An 18,925-nucleotide genomic window follows, 5' to 3' on the forward strand; every position below is an offset into this window, starting at 1 on the left:
CGCTCACTCCTCGGTCCTTCCCGTGCGCTCCGCCTCGGCCACCTCGGCCGCATCCCCCACGCCGGCCGGCTCGGCGGCCACCTCGGGGGCGGACCCGGCCGGCTCAGCCACCTCGGCCGGCGCTGCCCCATCGGCAGGCTCGGCCGGCTCAGCCGGGACGGCCCCGCCGGCCTCCGGTGGCTCGGGGGTGCCGGCGTACTCGTCGATGTGCAGGTCGGGGCCGCCGTCGGCGGGGCCGGTCCAGCGTACGGTCAGCTCCTCCAGGGCCTGCTCCTGCACGAACGCCACCAGGCCCTCGCGGTACAGCTCGAGCAGCGCCAGGAACCGTGCCACCACCTCCAGGGTGATCTCGCAGTCGGCGCAGAGCAGCGAGAACGCGGCGGTGCCGGCGCGGCGCAGCCGTTCGGTGAGGATCGCCGCGTGCTCCCGGACGCTGACCCGGACCATGTGCACGTGCGCGATGGAGACCTCGGGCACCGGCTTCGGCGTCATGGCCCTGATCGCGAGTTTCAGCAGCCGCTCCGGGCCGATGCCGAGGACCAGGTCGGGCAGGGCCTCGGCGTACCGGGGCTCCAGGGTGACCGCGCGCGGGTAGCGCCGCCCGCCGACCTCCTCCAGGGCCGCGATGTGCGCCGCCGCCTCCTTGTACGCCTTGTACTGCAACAGCCGGGCGAACAGCAGGTCCCGGGCCTCCAGCAGGGCGAGGTCCTCCTCGTCCTCGACCTCGGCGGCGGGCAGCAGCCGGGCCGCCTTCAGGTCCAGCAGGGTCGCGGCGATCAGCAGGAACTCGCTGGTCTCGTCCAGGTCCCACTGGTCGCCCATCGCCCGGATGTAGGCGATGAACTCGTCGGTGACCTTGTGCAGCGCCACCTCGGTGACGTCCAGCTTGTGCTTGCTGATCAGTTGCAGCAGCAGGTCGAAGGGGCCGGTGAAGTTCGCCAGCCGTACGGTGAACCCGCTCGTCGCGGCCGTGTCGTCCCCGGGGGCCGGCACCACGCCGTCGACCTCGGCAGCCAGCTCCGCCGCCACGGCCGGGTCGGCGGCCCGGTGCCCAGTGGTCGGGTCGAGGGGTGGCGCGGTCACCGGAGAACCGTAGTCCACGCTGCGGACACCCGGTGTTCCGGCTACCGCTCGGACTGCGCGGCGATCACCTCGCGGGCCAGCTGCCGGTAGTTGCGGGCCCCGGACGACGCCGGGTCGAGCGAGGTGATCGGCGCACCGGCGACGGTGGACTCCGGGAACTTCACCGTCTTGGTGATCACCGTCTGGTAGACCTTGTCGCCGAACGCCTCCACGACCCGCTGGAGGACCTGCCGGCAGTGGGTGGTGCGGCTGTCGTACATGGTCGCCAGGATGCCTTCCAGCTCCAGGTCGAAGTTGAGCCGCTCGCGGACCTTGTCGATGGTGTCCAGCAGCAGCGCCACACCGCGCAGCGAGAAGAACTCGCACTCCAGCGGGATGAGGACGCCGTGCGCGACGGTCAGCGCGTTGATCGCCAGCAGGCCCAGCGAGGGCTGGCAGTCGATCAGGATGTAGTCGTACTCCTTGCGGACGCTGCGCAGCACCCGGGCCAGGGCCATCTCCCGGGCGACCTCGTTGACCAGCTGTATCTCGGCCGCCGACAGGTCGATGTTGGCCGGGAGCAGGTGCAGGCCCGCCACGTCGGTCTTGATGAGGACGTCCTCGGCGGTGACGTCGTCCTGCATCAGCAGGTTGTAGACCGACAGGTCGAGGTTGTGCGGGTTGACGCCCAGGCCCACCGAGAGGGCGCCCTGCGGGTCGAAGTCGACCAGCAGCACCTTGCGGCCGTACTCGGCCAGGGCGGCACCCAGGTTGATGGTCGTGGTGGTCTTGCCCACCCCGCCCTTCTGGTTGGCCATCGCGATGATCCGGGCCGGGCCGTGCCGGTCGGTCGGCATCGGCTCGGGGATCGGCTTGCGCATCGTGTAGGCCGCCGGGTCCGCCGGACCGAGGTCCGCCCCGAGCGTGGCCTGCTGCTCGCGGAGCTCCGACGTCCAGGTCTCGGCACGGTTACCGTTGCCCGCCATGTCCTCGTTGCCCCCTCCCGACGACCACCGGGCGTCGGAGTCGACCGACGTCCCTTCGCGGCGCCGCCGCGCACCCTGGGTCCGCGTCGCCCCGCCAGGTCCGCGCCGATCCCGACTGTACGCCACCGACCAGCAGGCCGTTCGGCACCCGTGCGGCGTGTCGGCGGCCGGCCTCAGCCGCGGGCCCGGGGGTGGGCCGTCGCGTACACCTCGCGCAGCCGCTCCACGGTGACCAGCGTGTAGACCTGGGTGGTGGTGACCGAGGCGTGCCCGAGCAGTTCCTGCACGACGCGGACGTCCGCGCCGCCGTCGAGCAGGTGGGTCGCGTACGAGTGGCGCAACGTGTGCGGGGAGACCGCCTCCGGTCCGTCCACCGGCAGCCCGGCGCGCTGTGCCGCCCGGCGCAGGATCGTCCAGGCGCCCTGCCGGGAGAGGGTTCCGCCGCGCGCGTTGAGGAAGACCGCCGGGGTGCCCCGGCCGCCGGCGGCGAGCAGCGGACGGGCCCGCACGAGGTACGCGCGCAGCGCCTCGACCGCGTACCCGCCGATCGGCACCAGGCGGGTACGTCCACCCTTGCCGTGCAACAGGGCGGCGCCCTGGTCGACGTCCAGGTCGTCCACGGCCGCGCCGACCGCCTCGGAGATGCGCGCGCCGGTGCCGTACAGGAACTCCAGCAGTGCCCGGTCGCGCAGCGCGAGGGCAGCCCCGTCGCCGGTGGCGGTCACCGGGCCGGCGGTCTCCAGCAGCCGGACCACGGCGTCGACCGGCAGCGCCCGGGGCAACCGGCGCGGCGGCGTGGGCGGTCGGACGTCCCGGCTGGGGTCGGCACCGGCCAGGCCCTCGCGCAGCGCGAAGCGGTGCAGCCCGCGCACGGCGCTGGCCGCGCGGGCGGCGGAGGCGGCGGCCAGGGGCGGGTGCCCGTCGTCGCCGGCGCGCAGCCGCGCCAGATGCGACTCGACGACGCCGGCACTGACCGACGCGAGGTCGGCGATGCCGGCCCCGGTCAGCGTCGTGACGTAGCGGTCCAGGTCGCGCCGGTACGAGGCGAGGGTGTTGGTGGACAGTCCCCGCTCGACGGTGAGGTGGTCGAGGTAGCCGCGGACGGCACGCCGAAGGGCCGGCGCGGGCTCCACGCCCGTGCCGGCCCGATCCGCTGTGGTGCTCAGGCTGTCGCCCGTCAGGACAGGACCTCGGCCAGGGGCAGCGTGGCCATGCCGTGCGCCTCGGCGACCGGGCCGTAGACGACCTGACCGTCGTGGGTGTTCAGGCCCAGGGCGAGCGCCGGGTCGCGCCGCAGCGCGTCGCGCCAGCCGTTGTTGGCCAGTTCGAGGGCGTACGGCAGGGTGACGTTGGTCAGCGCGTACGTGCTGGTGTTCGGCACCGCGCCGGGCATGTTCGCCACGCAGTAGAAGATCGAGTCGTGCACCTTGTAGGTCGGCTCGGCGTGCGTGGTGGGACGCGAGTCCTCGAAGCAACCGCCCTGGTCGATGGCGATGTCCACCAGCACGCTGCCCGGCTTCATCCGGGAGACCAGCTCGTTGGAGATCAGCATCGGGGCCTTCGCGCCGGGCACCAGCACGGCGCCGATGACCAGGTCCGCGTCGAGCACGGCCCGCTCGATCTCGTACGCGTTGGAGGCGACCGTCTGCAGGTGACCCCGGTAGATGGCGTCGGCCTGGCGCAGCCGGGCCACGTTCTTGTCCAGCAGCAGCACCTCGGACTGCAGGCCCAGCGCGATCGCGGCGGCGTTCATGCCGGAGACGCCGGCGCCGATGACCACGGTCTTCGCCGCGTACACGCCGGAGACGCCACCCGGCAGCACGCCCCGCCCGCCGCCGGTGCGCATCATGTAGAAGGCGCCCACCTGCGGGGCGAGCCGGCCGGCCACCTCGGACATCGGGGCGAGCAGCGGCAGCGACCGGTCGGGCAGCTCGACGGTCTCGTACGCGATGCCGGTGACCTTGCGGTCGATGAGCGCGTCGGTGCACGTCTTCGAGGCGGCCAGGTGCAGGTAGGTGAAGAGCACCTGCCCCTCGCGCATCCGGTGGTACTCCTCGGCGACCGGCTCCTTGACCTTGAGCACCAGCTCGGCGGTGTCCCACACCTCGTCGGCGGTGGCCAGGATCTTGGCCCCGGCGGCGGCGAACTCGTCGTCGCTGATGCTGGACCCGACTCCGGCGCCCGATTCGACGAAGACCTGGTGACCGCTGCGGGTGAACTCGTTGACACCCGCCGGCGTGATCGCCACCCGGTACTCGTGGTTCTTGACCTCGCGGGGGATTCCGACCTTCACGATGCAGACACCTCTCTTCGGGGCCGCTCACCCCCGACTGCCTCGGCGCCACGACGGCCCCGTTGCCGCCGCGGTTCACCGGTCCCGCCGGCGGCAGTCTAGGCGTGCCCGGCGCCTCCAGGAGCCAGCACAGTGACATCCGGTGCCCGGCCGGCCTGACGAACTGTCAGGTGCCGCCCCGGCCGACGGTGGAGACCGACTCAGCCGACAGGACAGTGTTCGACCATTATCGTCCCACCGGGCGTGTCCCGCCGGGGACAGGAGGCAAGTGGATCACTAGTGTGTCGCCCCATGACCACTCCTCCGTACCAGCCGGGGTACCCGGCGGGCGTTTCCGACAAGAGCAAGATCGTCGCGGGCATCCTCGGCATCCTGCTCGGCACCTTCGGTGCCGGTCGCTTCTACACCGGCCACACCAAGATCGCCGTCCTGCAGCTCGTGGTGAGCCTCGTGACCTGCGGCGCCGGCGGCCTCTGGGGCCTCATCGACGGGATCCTGATCCTCGTCAACGGCGGCACCGACGCGCAGGGCCGGCCGCTGCGCGACTGACCCGACCATCGACGGAAGAAGGGGCCGCGCGGCGAACCGCGCGGCCCCTTCTCGCGTACCTCTTCCGGGTTGTCAGCGGGGCAGCGGCGCGTCCGGGCGGCGCAGCACCGACCATCCGGTGTCGCGGGCCCGGGCGGCGGCGAGCAGCCCGGCCACCGCGGAGGCGTTGGTGATCTCGCCCGCCACGACCATGCCGACCGCCTCGTCCAGGTCGATCCGGAGGACCTGGAGGTCGGCCTCCTCCTCACGGCGGTCGTGCCGCTCGTCCGCCGGTACGTCCGCCAGGTCCCGGGCCAGGAAGACCCGGACCACCTCGTTGCTGAACCCCGGCGAGCTGTGCAGGTCCACCAGGACGTCCATCCGGCCGGCGGTCAGGTCGGCCTCCTCGGCCAGTTCCCGCGCCGCCGCGACGGCCAGGTCCTCGCCGGTGACGTCCATCAGCCCCGCCGGCAGCTCCCACAGGTGCCGCCCGACCGGGTGCCGGTACTGGCGGATGAGCACCACCTGGCCGGCGTCGTCGAGCGCGACCACGGCGACCGCACCGACGTGCCGGACGTGGTCCCGCACGGCGGTGCCCCCGCCCGGCATGGTCACCTCGTCGCTGACCACGTCGAAGATCTTCCCGCGGTACCGCTCGGTGCGGGAGCGCACCTCGTACCGGTGCTCGACGGCGCTCACGCCGCCGCCCCGGGTGTAAGGAAGGGCCCCTTCTTAACGCCTCCGGTAGAGGAAGGGTCCCCTCTTAACACTCGCCCGCCCGGCGCGCTCACGAGGTCGAACCCGCCTTCGCCGCAGCCGCGGCGCCGTTGCGGCCGGCCTTCTCCGCCGCCGGGACGGCGTCGAGGTCGACCGGAAGCTGGTCGGCCTCGGAGTACGCGACGGCCGCCTTCACGAACGACGCGAACAGCGGGTGCGGGCGGGTCGGCCGGCTCTTCAGCTCCGGGTGGGCCTGGGTGGCCACGAAGAACGGGTGCAGCTCCCGGTCCAGCTCGATGAACTCGACCAGCCGGCCGTCCGGCGAGGTGCCGGAGATGTGCAGGCCGGCCTTGGTGAGCTGGTCGCGGTAGGCGTTGTTGACCTCGTACCGGTGGCGGTGCCGCTCGCTGACCTCGGTGCTGCCGTACGCCTCGGCGACCAGCGAGCCCTCGGCGAGCGTCGCCGGGTACGCACCCAGGCGCATGGTGCCCCCCAGGTCGCCGCGACCGGCGACGATGTCCTCCTGGTCGGCCATCGTGGCGATGACCGGGTGCACGGCCTCCTCGTCGAACTCCAGCGAGTTCGCCCCGTCCAGGCCGCCCAGGTGCCGGGCCACCTCGATGGTCATGCACTGGAGCCCGAGGCAGAGGCCGAGCAGCGGGATGCCGTTCTCGCGGGCGTACCGGGCGGTGCCGATCTTGCCCTCGATGCCGCGCACGCCGAAGCCGCCGGGGATGAGGATGCCGTCCACGCCGGCCAGGGCGGACGCCGCGCCGGCCGGGGTGACGCAGTCGTCGCTGGGCACCCAGCGCAGCTGCACCCGGGCCCGGTGACCGAAGCCGGCGGCCCGGATCGCCTCACTGACCGACAGGTACGCGTCGGGCAGGTCGACGTACTTGCCGACCAGGGCGACGGTGACGGTATGCCGGGGCTGGTGCACCCGGTCCAGCAGGTCGTCCCAGCTGGCCCAGTCCACGTCCCGGAAGGAGAGGCCCAGGCGGCGCACCACGTACGCGTCGAGACCCTCGCGGTGCAGCACCTTCGGGATGTCGTAGATGCTCGGCGCGTCCGGCGCGGCGGTGACCGCCTCGCGGTCCACGTCGCAGTAGAGGGACAGCTTCTCCTTGACCTTGTCCGGGATGTCCCGGTCGCAGCGCAGCACCAACGCGTCGGGCTGGATGCCGATGCTGCGCAGCTGCGCCACCGAGTGCTGGGTCGGCTTCGTCTTCAGCTCGCCCGACGGCGCCAGGTACGGCACCAGCGAGACGTGCAGGTAGAAGCAGTTGTCCCGGCCCAGGTCGTGGCGGATCTGCCGGATGGCCTCCAGGAACGGCAGCGACTCGATGTCGCCGACGGTGCCGCCGACCTCGGTGATCACCACGTCCGGCACCTGGCCGTCGGCGTCCGGGTCGGCCATGCCGAGGATCCGGGACTTGATCTCGTTGGTGATGTGCGGGATGACCTGGACGGTGTCGCCCAGGTACTCGCCGCGCCGCTCCTTGGCGATCACCTCGGAGTAGATCTGGCCGGTGGTGACGTTGGCCTTGCCGGACAGGTCCCGGTCGAGGAACCGCTCGTAGTGCCCGACGTCGAGGTCGGTCTCGGCGCCGTCCTCGGTCACGAAGACCTCGCCGTGCTGGAACGGGTTCATCGTCCCGGGGTCGACGTTGAGGTAGGGGTCAAGCTTCTGCATGACCACGCGCAGGCCGCGCGCGGTGAGCAGGTTGCCGAGGCTGGAGGCGGTGAGGCCCTTACCCAGCGAGGAGGCAACGCCCCCGGTGACGAAAATGTGCCTGGTCGTCCGTGCTGATGGGGCCAAGGCCTGCTCCCGTGTCGTCCGTCGCGGTCGTGCAGACCGCCGTGCCGATCAGCAAAGTGATCACGCGATCCACGGGATTCCACGGTAACACCTCGTCGGGCCGCACCACCGGGCGCACCCGCAGCACATCCGCCGGTGTCCCCCGCCGTGTCAGCTCGCCGTGACCTCGGTCGATACGCGGGCGACCGCTCCGCCCCGGTCCGCGCCGCGGTCCGCCGCTCCCCCGTCGCCGGGGCGACCGGCAGCCGCGCCGTCCCGACCGGGACCGTCCGGGCCGTCCCCGCCGGGACTGTCCGGGCCGTCCCCGCCGGAGCCGTCCGGGCCGTCCGGGCCGTCCGGGCCGGAGCCGTCCGGGCCCGCCGGGCCGTCCGTTCCCGGCCCGGCGGGTCCGGTTCCCGGGCCGTCGTCCGCCGCGCCGCCGTCCCGGGTCCGGGACGGGTCGGGCTGCGTCCGGTCGGTGGAGTGGTCGAGCACCCGCAGCGAGGCCAGCACGGCCATCGGCACCACCAACGCGGCGGCTGCGCCCGCGACGTCCAGCGCCGCGCCGCCCAGCACCCCGCCGAGGCCCGCCGCGACCGCCGTGCCCGCCATCGCGGCCCGCACCGCCGGGTAGATGCCGAACAGCCGCATCAGACCGCCCCACGGCTGGAGCAGGGCGAACCAGACCAGCAGCGCGCCGGCCAGGGCCAGCACGGTCAGCGGGCTGTTCACCAGCGTCTCGACGTTCGCGGAGCCGGAGCGGTGCACGGTGAGCCCACCGGTGCCGTCACCCACCGCCGCCAGGAACCGCCCGAGGCTGCCCCGCTCGACGGGTGGGCGGCGCACGTCCAGCACCGCGAAACCGATGGTCACCGCCAGCCCGGCCATCGTCGCCCAGGCGAGCCGGCTGACCGTCAGCCAGCCGCCGGCGCTGATCGCCGCCGCGACGCTCACCCCGGCGGTGAGCCCGATCGCCCCGATCGAGTCGGCCCCGAGGTAGGGGCTGCCGACCACCACCACGGCCGCCCCACCGACCGCCACCATCACGATCGGCCGCCAGGACCGGTGGACCCGCTGGGCCAGCCACCCCGCGGTCAGCAGCGCGCCGGCGACGAACACCCCGAGCCCGACGGTGCCCAGGCCCGCGTACCGCCCGCCCTCCAGGGCGGAGTAGCCGGCGACGCCGTTGAGTTGGAGACGGGCACCGGTGAGCACGTCCGCCCCCACGGTCAGCGTGGTCAGGCCGGCGACCGCGCCGAGCGGCCCGAGAGTGCTCGCGTAGCCGGGTGCGAGGCGTACCAGCACCGTCGCCCCGACCACCAGCACGATCGTGGTGCCGGCGAACAACACCCCGGCATGCTCGCCGCGCCACCACGGCACCAGGTCGGCGAGGAGGGCCGACGGAACGGCCAGCGCCGCGGCGATCAGCAGCAGTTCCACCACCGCCACGATCCGCCCGGACACCGGCTCCGGGCCGTACGGGCCGGCGTGCCGGCGCGCGCGGCGCAGCATCGGCAGGGCCGCCACCGCGAGCAGCACCTGGGCGCCGGCGAGCAGGGCGAAGAACCACCCGGCGATCCGGCGCTGGGCGGCGGCCTCCCGGTCGGCGTCCGCCGGGGCGGCGATCGCGGCGGCGAGGTCGGCGGGCCGGTCACCGACGGACTCGGCGGGCCGGCCGAGGAAGGGACGCTCGGGCAGCGTCCGGCCCAGCGCGGTGAGCGCGGTCGGCGCGAGGTCGACCAGTTGCAGGTAGCCCTCCCGGCCGGTGGTCGGTGAGGTCAGCCAGCCGCGTTCCCAGCCCGTCCCGTGCGCGACGGCGACGTGCAGCCGGGCGGGGGCCTCGGTGTCGGAGACGCCGGCGACGAGCACCAGGGACCGGGGTGGGCGGGCGGCGAGCACCCGGGCGAGCTGGGCGTCGGCGGCGCGGGCGGCGGCGGCCCGGGCCGCCGGGTCCTCGCCGCTGACCGAGCCCAGGTCGACGATGCTGAGCACGCAGGAGCCGAGCAGGGGTGCGGGGTCGGCCGGCAGCGCGGGCGCGTACCGGTCGACGCGGCCGAACGGCCGGGCCGCCGCGACGGCGCCGCCGGGCCCGACGGCCACCGAGCAGCGCACCGACTCCGACAGCGCGCCCGGCACCGTGCCCCAGGGCAGTCGCTCCTGGTTGTGCAGGACGACGCTCGCCTGGTCCGGCAGGTTCGCGCCGATGCCGTCGGGCTGTTCCACCGCCACGTCGACGGGCGGGCAGGTGCCGGAGGGCCGGTTACCGGGCCAGGCGGCGAAACTGCCCGCGCCCAGGGTCAGCCAGCCGTCGACGGGACAGGTGGGCCGGTGGGCCGAGCGCACCGACAGCGAGCCGATGGAGCCCTCGGAGGCCATCCGCCACAGCGTGGGGGTGTTCTGCGGGTCGACGTCGTCCCAGCGCAGCCCGGACACCCCGGCCACCACCACGAAGTCCGCGGAGCGCTCCGGGGTGCCGCTGTCGGGACGGGCCGCCAGCGCCACCACCCCGAGCACCACCACGACCAGGGTCAGCAGGAGGGGGGTGAGTCGGCGCAGCATCACCGGCGTCCCGTCGACGGGGCGTCCGCACCCGGCGCCGCCGGTCCGGCGGCGTCCGGGGCGAGCTCCGCGTAGAGCGCCGTGAGCTGGGCCACGGTGTCCGCCTCGGTGGGCCACGTGCCCGCGCGGGCGGTACCGCGCGCGGCCAGGTCCGCCCGTCCGGCCGGGTCGTCGAGCAGCGTCCGCACGGCCTCGTCGACCGCGTCCACGTCGCCCGGGGGCACCAGCACGGCGGCGTCACCGACCAGGTCCGGCAGACCGCCGACGGCGGTGGCCACCAGCGGTACGCCGGCCCGCATCGCCTCCTGCGCGAAGAGCTGCCGGGCCTCCCAGTCGCTGGTCACCACGGCCAGGTCGGCCCCGGCGAGCAGGTCCGCCACGTCGGTGCGGTGCCCGAGCAGGGTCACCGGTGCCCGGGCGGCGGAGACGCGGGCGGCCAGCGGCAGGTACGCCGGGCCGCTGCCGGCGATCACCACGGCCGGTGGCGGTGTCCGGGTACGCCACCGGGCGGCGGCGTCGACGAGCACGTCGTACCGCTTCTGCGGGTGCAGCCGGCCCACCGAGAGGATCAGCGGCTGATCCGGGGCGACGCCGAACTCGGCCCGTACGGCGGCGCGGCGGCGGCGTGGGGCGGGCAGCGCCGGCGCGGCGACCGGGGCCAGCCGGGCGTCGGCGGCGCCCAGCGCGGCGGCGCGCTCCACGAGGTCGGTGGAGGCGCCGAGGGCCACCCGGCAGCCGCGGGCCACGACCCGTTCGGCCAGCCGGGACGCGCCGCCGCGCAACCCGCCGGCGAGCACCGCGTTGTGCCAGGTGACCACCAGTGGAGCCGCCGGCCGGGCGAGGACGGCGACGAGCCCCGCGCGGAGCCCGTGGGCGTGCAGCACGTCCACCGGCTGGGCGGCGAGGGCCCGGCGCAGCGCGGTGACGGCGCGGGCGTCGGCCGGGGTGGGACTGGCGGGAATCTCGACCGGCTGGAACCGGGCGCCGGCGCCGGTGAAGTCGAACTGCTCCTGGGTGGCGGCGGGGCCGCACACGAGCACGGTGGAGCCGGCGGCGGTGAGCCCGGCGGTCAGCGAGCGGATGTGCTGCCCGACCCCGCCGGTGCTGGAGGCGAGCAGCAGGGCCACCGTGCCGCGCCGGCCGGTGGTGGACGTGGGTTCCGTCACCGGGACACCGTCTCCTTCCCGTCGCCCCGCTCCGGGGGTGTTCCCTCCTCCTGCGCTCCGCCGTCGTCGCGGGCGCCGGTGCGCCGGCCCGTCCGGCTCAGGCGCCGGAGCACTCCGGCGAGCAGCGGCCGTACGTCCGGCCGGTCGATCACCCACACCGCGGCGAGGAAGACGACGCCGACCAGGACACCGGACAGCATGCCCTGACCGAGTGCCGCGAGTGTCGTCGGGGTGCCGTCACCGGCCGTGTCGAGGGCCCGGGCGGCCGTGACGCCGGCGAGGGCGGCCAGCGCGCCACCGAGCAGTCCGGCGGCTCCGGCGCGGGTGGTCCCGGCGAGCGCGGCCGGCCCGGCGGCACGGCGTACGGCGACGAGCAGCAGCCCGCCGAGCAGCAGCATCCCGACGGAGTTGCCCAGCGCAACGGCGAGGACCCGGTCGGCGGCCGGCAGCAGCGCCGCGAGCGGCACCGCGACCAGCGGCACGGCCAGCCAGCCGGCGGTGATCGCGACCGTGGCGAGCCGCGTGTCACCGCGGGCGTAGAGGGCTCGGGACAGGACGGCGAACAGCCCGTAGCCGAGCAGACCGGGGGCGAAGCCGACGATCGCGGCGGCGGTGGACCCCGGGTCGCCCGGGTAGAAGAACGCGGCTACCGGTCCGGCGGTGCCGACCAGCGCCGCCGTTCCCAAGAAACTGAGAAGCAGCACACCTCGGGTGGTCCCGGCGAGGGTCCGGAGGTAGCTCGGCTCGTCGCCGCCCGCCATTGCGGCGGCCAGCGTCGGGTACGCGGCGGTGGCCAGCGGCACCGCCAGCACCGCCCAGGGCAGCAGGTAGATGGTCTGGGCCAGAACGAACACCTGCGGGGAGCCGGTCGGTCCGCCGGAGACCCGGTTGAGCACCACCAGCAGCGCGATCTGCTGGGCGGTGACGGTGACCGCGCCGGCCACGGCGAGACCGCCGACCCGGGCCCGCGCGTCGGCGGGGAAGGCGTACCCGGGTCGCGGTCGGAGACCGAGCCGGCGCAGCGGGATCAGCAGCGACAGCGACAGCACCACCACGCCGAGGGTGGTGCCGGCGGACAGGATCAGCTCGCCGCCCCGACCGACCTCGGCCACCCCCGCACCACGCCCCTCGACGCCGCCGAAGACGAGGTAGACCACGATCACGGTGAGGCTGGACAGCAGCGGTGCTATCACCGGCCAGGCGAAGCGGCGGTGCGCCTGGAGCACCCCGGTCAGCACGATGCCGATCCCGTACAGCGGCAGTTGCGGGGCGAAGACCCGCAGCATCCGCTCACCGGAGGCCAACTCCGCCGGCGAGCGGCCCTCGCTGATCAGATCGACCGCCGGCCCGGCGAAGAGCGCCACCAGCACCGCGAGCGGCACCAGCAGCGTCAGCGTCCAGGTCAGCAGGGCGCCGGTGGTGGCGGCCACCGCCCGCCGGTCACCGGCCGCGACCGGGCCGGCGAGAAGCGGTACGACGAGACTGGCCAGCGCCCCGCCCGCCACGATCTCGAAGATGATGTTCGGGACGAAGTTGGCGACGACATACATGCCGCCCAGGTCGCTCTTCTCGACGACCCAGGTGAAGACGGCGGTGCGGCCGAAACCGGCGAGCCGGCTGACCACGGTGAGGACGGCGATGAGCGCGGCCGCTCCGGCGACGCGGCCGGCGCCGGCGAGGGGTGCCGGGGTCGTCACGTCAGTCGGCGCGACGGCCCAGCGCGTCGAGTTCACGCAGACCCGGGGTCCGCTGGATGACCGCCGTGAAGCTGACCTTCTCGCTGGCGGCGGTGAGCCCGGCGAGGACGGCGAGGATCCCGGCGCGGCCCAGCGGGCCGGACCGGGCGGCCAGGGCGACGCCGAGCAGGGCGCCGAGCGCGTTGGCGCCGCTGTCGCCGAGCATGACGTCCTCGTCGAGGTCGGCGGGGAGCAGCCCGGCGGCGGCGCCGACCGTGCCGGCGGCGATGCCTCCGAGCGGGCCGCTGGCCAGCGGGGCGCCGAGCAGGAGGCCCGACTTGAGGGCCCGGCCGGGCCGCAGGTCGAGCAGGTTGAGCAGGTTGGCGGTGCCGGCGATCACACCGGCGCCGAGCAGGACGTCCACGCCGCGCCCGAGGATGCCCTGGCGCTGGCGGCGGCGGTGGGCCGCGACGGTGGGATCGGCGGCGAGCAGCGCGGCGGCGGCGACTCCGGTGGCGCCCACCCCGACGACTTTGACGAGGCCGGCGGTGACCCGGCCCTCCCGCAGCGCGGCGAGGTGCCCGGCGAAGCCCTTGGCGGCCTTCTGCTCCGGCCGCGTGCCGACGACGTCGTCGTAGAGCCCGAGCGCGCCGGCGCCGACCCCGGCGACCAGGGCTGCGGCACCCGAGGCGCCACCCGGGGCGCCGAACGCGGCGGCCGACGCGGCGCCGGCGGCGAGCGCCGGGCCGGCGGCGAGGGTCACCGTGCGACCCCGGAAGTTGGTGCGCTCCAGCGCGGGGCCGACCGGGGCGATGCGCACCTCGCGCAGCGCGTACCGGGCGGCGGCGGCGCCGGCACCGGCGACCAGGAGCCGACCGAGCAGGCTCACGCCGTCGCCTCGCTACGCTCGACGACGGCGCGATCCGCGCGGCTGCTGTGCTTGATGGTTCGCTCGACAAGCTCGCTCACGTCGCCCCCTTCCGACGGGCGTCGACGATCCGGACGGTCGGACACCGGAGTGGATGCATCGGTCACTGGGGCAGTCTAGGCAGCAGCGAGGAGGCATTGTCGCCGACACCGTACTGCCCGGTCTTCTTCTCGGTGAGCTGCTGCACCAGCGCCAGGCTGGTGACCAGCTGACCCTGGACGGTGTTGGCGTTGTCGACGGTGGAGATGGACTGCGCGAGGACCGGGTCGCCCCGGACCACGGCCACCAGGTTGCTGTCGGCGGAGCCGTTGCCGGCGACCACGACCGCGCCGGTCCGGTCGAACTGCTCGGCGATCTTGACCACCGACTCGTCCTTGCGGGCGGAGTCCTGGTCGACGTACGGCTGCCCGCTGACCAGGACGACGGCCTCGGCCGACGCGGTCACCTTGGCCTCCGTGGTCAGGTAGTTGGCGTTGGTGTACGCGGCCAGCACCGCGCGCCGGTCCGCCTCGCTGACCGGTGTGGCCCCCGGCGACCGGTCGAGCAGCACGCTGGCCAGCAGTGCGCTGGAGGTCTCCACGCCGTGCCCGTTGCCGGGCAGGTCGGCGGTGGGTGCGCTGGTCGGGCGGGCCGCGTCGACGGCCAGCTCCAGCAGGTCGCTGCTGTTGTCCGGGTCCATGAACTTGTCCTGCAGGTCGATCCGCCCGGTGACGTCCGCGCCGGCGAGCTGGAGCATCTTGACCACGTTCTCGGTGTGACCGCGGCCGGTCGGCAGGCTGACCACCAGCACCCGCTTGCCGGCGAGCCGGCCGGGCAGCACGACCTGGGCGATCTCGGCGGCGAACTCCTCCTCGCGGGCGAGCTCCTCCTGCATGCTGTTGACCTGCTGGCGCATCTGCTGGTTGGCCTTGCTCAAGCCGTTGACGTTCTCCTTGAGCGAATCGGCCACCGGACCGTTCAGCGCGGCGGTGCCCACGACCAGGCCGATCGCCAACGCCAGGAAGACCGCGGTCAGGGACACCACGTGGTACCGGAAGTTGATCACACCTGAATCCTCTTGATCGAGCGCACGCTAGAAGAGCTGTGACAGCTGGAACACGAAATTGTTCCACCACTCGGAGACCACGCCCAGGTACGCCTTGCCGACGGTGGAGACCGCCACGGCCGACGCCATCGCGGCGATGGCGGAGAGCACGAGCAGCAGGAGCGAGGATCCGGAGATGCTCTGCCGGTAGAGCCGGCTGACGCCCTTGGCGTCGACCAGCTTCCCGCCGACCTTCAACCGGGTCAGGAACGTCGAGGCCATGCCGCCGCGCCCCTTGTCGAGGAACTCGACCAGGGTGGCGTGCGTGCCGACCGCCACCAGCAGCGACGCGCCCTTCTCGTCGGCCAGGAGCATGGCCAGGTCCTCGCTGGTGGCGGCGGCCGGGAAGGTGATCGCCGGCACGCCCAGCCCGTTGACCCGGGGCAGCCCCGGCGCGCGCCCGTCCGGGTACGCGTGCACGATCACCTCGGCGCCGCAGCGCAGCACGTCGTCGGTGACCGAGTCCATGTCGCCGATGATCATGTCTGGCGTGTAGCCCGCCTCGACGAGGGCGTCCGCACCACCGTCGACGCCGATCAGCACCGGCTTGAACTCCCGGATGTACGGGCGCAGCACGTCCAGATCGGCCTTGTAGTCGTATCCGCGGACCACGATCAGGCAGTGCCGGCCCTGGATCTGGGTCTGGATGTCCGGCACCCCGACGCCGTCGAGGAGCAGGTCACGCTCCTGCCGGAGGTAGTCCATCGTGTTGGCGGCGAACGCCTCCAGCTGGACCGAGAGCCCCTCCCGGGCGTCGGCCATGGCCTTGGCCACCGTCTCGGCGTCCTGGAGACTGCCGTGGGCGACCGGCTCGTCACCGACGAAGACCGTGTTGCCCTCGATCCGGACGGTGTCGCCCTCACGGACCTGGTCGAAGACGCTCTCCCCCAGGTCGTCCAGCAGCGGGATGCCGGCGGCGATCAGCACCTCGGGACCGAGATTGGGGTAGCGGCCGGAGACCGACGGCTTCGCGTTGAGGACGGCACCGACACCGACCGCTACCAACGAGTCGGCGGCGACACGGTCCAGATCGACGTGGTCGATCACCGCGATGTCGCCGGGGCGGAGCCGTCCGACCAGGCGTTTGGTCCGGCGATCCAGGCGCGCGGTGCCGACGATCCGGCCCGGTTCCGCAGCCCGGTTCCGGCGCAACGTTGGTATACGCATCGTGACCATCCTGGCATGTGAGGCAGGCTACTCCGGCGCGACATGCCTGAGCGGCGCCGCCTACCCAGGGAAGCACACTACGGCGCGGGCCGGTGTGCCTGTGCTCACAATGACCCGCGCTACGGTCGCCTCTCGCGCGCCGCCACCGCCAGAAGCTCCTCGGCGTGAGCGATACCCAGGTCCGAATCAGGCAAACCGGCGAGCATGCGGGCGAGTTCCCGGGCACGCTCGGTGTCCTCCACCACCCGGACGCCACTGGTGGTCACCGCGCCACCGGTGTCCTTCGCCACGACCAGGTGCCGGTCGGCGAACGCGGCCACCTGGGGCAGGTGGGTGACCACGAGCACCTGGTGACTGCGGGCCAGCCGGGCCAGCCGCCGGCCGATCTCCACCGCCGCCTGCCCGCCGACTCCGGCGTCCACCTCGTCGAAGACCAGCGTGGGCGGGCCGCCGGACCCGGCGAAGACCACCTCGATGGCCAGCATCACCCGGGACAGCTCACCGCCGGAGGCGCCGCGCTGCAACGGCAGCGACGGCGCGCCCGGGTGCGCCAGCAGCCGCAGCTCCACCTCGTCGCCGCCGTCCGGGCCGACACCGACCTCGCGGCCGTTGACCGGCAGGCTGGGCTCGGACTTCCCGGCCGGCCGGGGAAGGACCGCCACCTCGATCCGCGCGTGCGGCATGGCCAGTCCCGCCAACTCCCCGGTGACCTGCGCGGCGAACCGCTGCGCCGCCTCCTGCCGGGACGCCGACACCCGACCGGCGAGGTCGGCCACCTCGGCGGCCAGCCGCGTCGCCTCCCGGTCCAGCTCGTCCAGCAGGTCGTCGGAGGTGTCGAGGTCCGACAGCCGGGTGCGGGCCCGCTCGGCCCAGGCGATGACGCCGTCGACGTCGTCGGCGTACTTGCGGGTCAGTGCGCGCAGCGCCGCACGCCGCTCGTACACGGTCTGCAGCCGGGCCGGGTCGGCGTCCAGCGCGGCCAGGTACGCCGACAGCTCGGCGGAGACGTCGGCCACCAGGGTCGCCGCCTCCTCCAGCCGCACCGCCAGTTCGCCGAGGGCCGGGTCGGTGCCGGCCTGCGCCTCCAGCGTCCGGCGGGCGGTGCCGAGCAGCACGGTGGCGTCCGGCGTCTCGTCGGTGGCCTCCACGCCGCCGGCGACGCAGTGCTGGGCGAGCTGCGCGGCCGCGCGCAGGCCCTCGGCGTGCTCCAGCCGCTGCGCCTCCGCCTTCAGCTCGCCGTCCTCGCCGGGCTGCGGGTCGACCCGGGTGATCTCGTCCAGGCCGAGCCGCAGCAGGTCGGCCTCCTGGTTGCGCTCGCGGGCGTTGCGCCGCCGGTCGGCCAGGTCCTCCACGACGGTGCGCCAGCGCGTGTACGCCTCCCGCAGCGCGTCGAGCAGCTTCTCGTGCTCCGGCCCGGCGAACCGGTCCAGCGCGGCGCGCTGCTCGGCGGGGCGCAGCAGCCGCAGCTGGTCGGACTGCCCGTGCACCGCGACGACCTGCTCGCCGACCTCGCCGAGCATCGACACCGGCATGCTCCGACCGCCCACGTGCGCCCGGGACCGGCCCTCCACCGTCACGGTGCGGCTCAGCAGCAGCGAACCGTCCTCGTCGGGCTCGCCGCCGGCGTCGGTGATCCGCGCGTGCACCGTGGTGGCCACCCGGCCGGTGAGCCGCAGCCGGCCCTCGACCATCGCCCGCCCGGGCTGCGCGCGCACCCGCCCGGCGTCGGCCCGACCGCCGAAGAGCAGACCGAGGCCGGTGACCACCATCGTCTTGCCCGCACCGGTCTCGCCGGTGATGACGTTCATGCCCCCGGTCAAGGGCAACGTGGTGTCCTCGATGACGCCCAGTCCGGTGATGCGCAGCTCGTCCAGCACAGCCACCGACAGTAGACGCGGGCCCCGACAGTTGACCAGCCGGCGCGGGGCGGGTCGTCGCGTCACCGACGGCGTCGTACAGTTCTGCCCCGTGTTGGACGTGATCGGCCTGACCCCCGGCGAGCAGGACCTCTACCGCTGCCTGGTGCACCTCACCACGGCCCGCGTCGAGGAGTTGGCCGAGCGGCTGCGCATCCCGCGCGCGGAAATTCTGGCGCGGCTCGACGCGCTGCGCGGCAAGGGGCTGGTGCTGCCGACCGGGCCGGAGCCGGACGCGCCGCTGCGACCACTGCCGCCCGACGTTCCGCTCGGTGCGGCGCTGCTGCGCCGTCAGGAAGCCCTGGAGGCGGCGCGGGCGGCGGTCACCCGGCTCACCGAGGAGTACCGGGCCGGGATGCGGCGGCAGGACCCCGACCACCTGGTGGAGGTGGTCACCGGCACCCGGGCGCTCCGCGAGCGCCTGCGGGACCTGCAGAACGGCGCCCGCGTGGAGGTGCTCTGGTTCTGCCGGGCCAACCCGCTGGCCATGGCCGGTCAGGAGAACGTCGAGGAGTTCGACGCGCTGGCCCGCGGGGTCCGTTACCGGGCCATCTACGAGCGCGAGATGCTCCTCGAACCGGGAGCGCTGGCCGACGTCGAGCAGGGTGTACGCGCCGGCGAGGAGGCCCGCGTCCTCGACCGGCTGCCGGTGCGGCTGGCCATCGTGGACGGTCGGACGGCGGTCTGCCCGCTGGTGCCGGAGCGGGGCGACGGCGAACCGAGCGCCGCCGTGATCGGCCCCAGCCAACTGCTCGACGCGCTGCTCGCCCTCTTCGAGAGCCACTGGCTGATGGCGACGCCACTGCGCTCGTCCGACCCGCCGGTCGACCGGGGCGCGGAGGGGTACCGGCCGGACGCCGACGAGGCCCGGCTGTTGTCGCTCTTCGTGGCCGGCGTACCGGACAAGTCCATCGCCTCGCAGCTCGGGGTGAGCCGGCGGACCGTGCAGCGGCGGCTGGCCGACCTGATGGCCCTCGCCGGCGTGGACACCCGGCCCGGCCTGGCCTTCCAGGTCGCCCGGCGGGGCTGGATCTGAGGCGCGCCC

Annotated in this window: 16 protein-coding genes; 2 read left to right on the plus strand and 14 right to left on the minus strand. The window is 74.4% G+C overall.

Features of this window, described 5'->3' with window-relative positions:
* Nucleotides 1–3: 3 nt before the first annotated feature.
* The 4 genes from ACIBR0_RS25965 to ald form a co-directional block, all read right to left on the minus strand.
* The gene (locus ACIBR0_RS25965; RefSeq protein WP_396719899.1) at nucleotides 4–1,083 is read right to left on the minus strand and encodes a segregation and condensation protein A; all 1,080 of its coding nucleotides are present in this window, start codon (nucleotides 1,081–1,083) and stop codon (nucleotides 4–6) included.
* A gap of 41 nt (nucleotides 1,084–1,124) precedes the next feature.
* Entirely contained in the window at nucleotides 1,125–2,048 is a 924-nt protein-coding gene (locus ACIBR0_RS25970; RefSeq protein ID WP_357040821.1) for an AAA family ATPase, read from the minus strand.
* A 173-nt stretch (nucleotides 2,049–2,221) separates the two neighbouring features.
* A complete protein-coding gene (locus tag ACIBR0_RS25975; RefSeq protein WP_396719942.1) occupies nucleotides 2,222–3,214 on the minus strand; it encodes a site-specific tyrosine recombinase XerD in 993 nt (330 codons plus the stop codon).
* Between the two features lie 11 nt (nucleotides 3,215–3,225).
* Nucleotides 3,226–4,341 carry an alanine dehydrogenase gene (gene ald, locus ACIBR0_RS25980; protein WP_396719901.1) on the minus strand — a complete coding sequence of 372 codons (1,116 nt, stop codon included), beginning with the start codon at nucleotides 4,339–4,341 and terminating at the stop codon, nucleotides 3,226–3,228.
* 243 nt (nucleotides 4,342–4,584) lie between these two features.
* On the opposite strand from ald, the gene ACIBR0_RS25985 reads away from it, so the two are divergent.
* Nucleotides 4,585–4,890 (plus strand): TM2 domain-containing protein, encoded by a 306-nt coding sequence (locus ACIBR0_RS25985; RefSeq protein ID WP_396719903.1) that lies wholly within the window; start codon nucleotides 4,585–4,587, stop codon nucleotides 4,888–4,890.
* A gap of 72 nt (nucleotides 4,891–4,962) precedes the next feature.
* On the opposite strand, the gene ACIBR0_RS25990 is transcribed toward ACIBR0_RS25985, so the two are convergent.
* From ACIBR0_RS25990 to recN, 10 genes are all read right to left on the minus strand, one after another.
* On the minus strand, nucleotides 4,963–5,568 hold the full coding sequence (locus ACIBR0_RS25990; protein ID WP_396719905.1) for an NUDIX domain-containing protein: 606 nt from the start codon (nucleotides 5,566–5,568) through the stop codon (nucleotides 4,963–4,965).
* An 88-nt stretch (nucleotides 5,569–5,656) separates the two neighbouring features.
* On the minus strand, nucleotides 5,657–7,405 hold the full coding sequence (locus tag ACIBR0_RS25995; protein ID WP_396719907.1) for a CTP synthase: 1,749 nt from the start codon (nucleotides 7,403–7,405) through the stop codon (nucleotides 5,657–5,659).
* Nucleotides 7,406–7,555: 150 nt separating this feature from the next.
* Nucleotides 7,556–9,943, minus strand: coding sequence for a hypothetical protein (locus ACIBR0_RS26000; RefSeq protein ID WP_396719909.1), 2,388 nt, complete (start codon nucleotides 9,941–9,943; stop codon nucleotides 7,556–7,558).
* Nucleotides 9,943–11,109: a glycosyltransferase family 4 protein gene (locus ACIBR0_RS26005; protein WP_396719911.1), complete on the minus strand. Its 1,167-nt coding sequence runs from the start codon at nucleotides 11,107–11,109 to the stop codon at nucleotides 9,943–9,945. Before ACIBR0_RS26005 ends, ACIBR0_RS26000 begins: the two co-directional genes overlap by 1 nt.
* Entirely contained in the window at nucleotides 11,106–12,806 is a 1,701-nt protein-coding gene (gene murJ / locus ACIBR0_RS26010; RefSeq protein ID WP_396719913.1) for a murein biosynthesis integral membrane protein MurJ, read from the minus strand. The genes ACIBR0_RS26005 and murJ overlap by 4 nt, the downstream gene beginning before the upstream one ends.
* Before the next feature lies 1 nt (nucleotide 12,807).
* Nucleotides 12,808–13,674 carry a hypothetical protein gene (locus tag ACIBR0_RS26015; protein WP_396719915.1) on the minus strand — a complete coding sequence of 289 codons (867 nt, stop codon included), beginning with the start codon at nucleotides 13,672–13,674 and terminating at the stop codon, nucleotides 12,808–12,810.
* Nucleotides 13,671–13,820: a hypothetical protein gene (locus ACIBR0_RS26020; protein WP_396719917.1), complete on the minus strand. Its 150-nt coding sequence runs from the start codon at nucleotides 13,818–13,820 to the stop codon at nucleotides 13,671–13,673. The genes ACIBR0_RS26015 and ACIBR0_RS26020 overlap by 4 nt, the downstream gene beginning before the upstream one ends.
* Complete coding sequence (locus ACIBR0_RS26025; RefSeq protein ID WP_357039482.1) at nucleotides 13,817–14,758, minus strand: copper transporter; 942 nt, start codon at nucleotides 14,756–14,758, stop codon at nucleotides 13,817–13,819. Before ACIBR0_RS26025 ends, ACIBR0_RS26020 begins: the two co-directional genes overlap by 4 nt.
* A gap of 27 nt (nucleotides 14,759–14,785) precedes the next feature.
* Entirely contained in the window at nucleotides 14,786–15,964 is a 1,179-nt protein-coding gene (steA, locus tag ACIBR0_RS26030) for a putative cytokinetic ring protein SteA (RefSeq protein ID WP_357039479.1), read from the minus strand.
* Nucleotides 15,965–16,083: 119 nt separating this feature from the next.
* Nucleotides 16,084–17,841, minus strand: a complete 1,758-nt coding sequence (recN, locus tag ACIBR0_RS26035; RefSeq protein WP_396719919.1) for a DNA repair protein RecN — start codon at nucleotides 17,839–17,841, stop codon at nucleotides 16,084–16,086.
* Nucleotides 17,842–17,932: 91 nt separating this feature from the next.
* Here recN and ACIBR0_RS26040 point away from each other — a divergent pair, with 91 nt between their 5' ends.
* Nucleotides 17,933–18,916 carry a helix-turn-helix domain-containing protein gene (locus tag ACIBR0_RS26040; protein ID WP_396719920.1) on the plus strand — a complete coding sequence of 328 codons (984 nt, stop codon included), beginning with the start codon at nucleotides 17,933–17,935 and terminating at the stop codon, nucleotides 18,914–18,916.
* Nucleotides 18,917–18,925: the final 9 nt, after the last annotated feature.

The organism is Micromonospora sp. NPDC049497 (assembly GCF_044465805.1).
Classification (GTDB): domain Bacteria; phylum Actinomycetota; class Actinomycetes; order Mycobacteriales; family Micromonosporaceae; genus Micromonospora.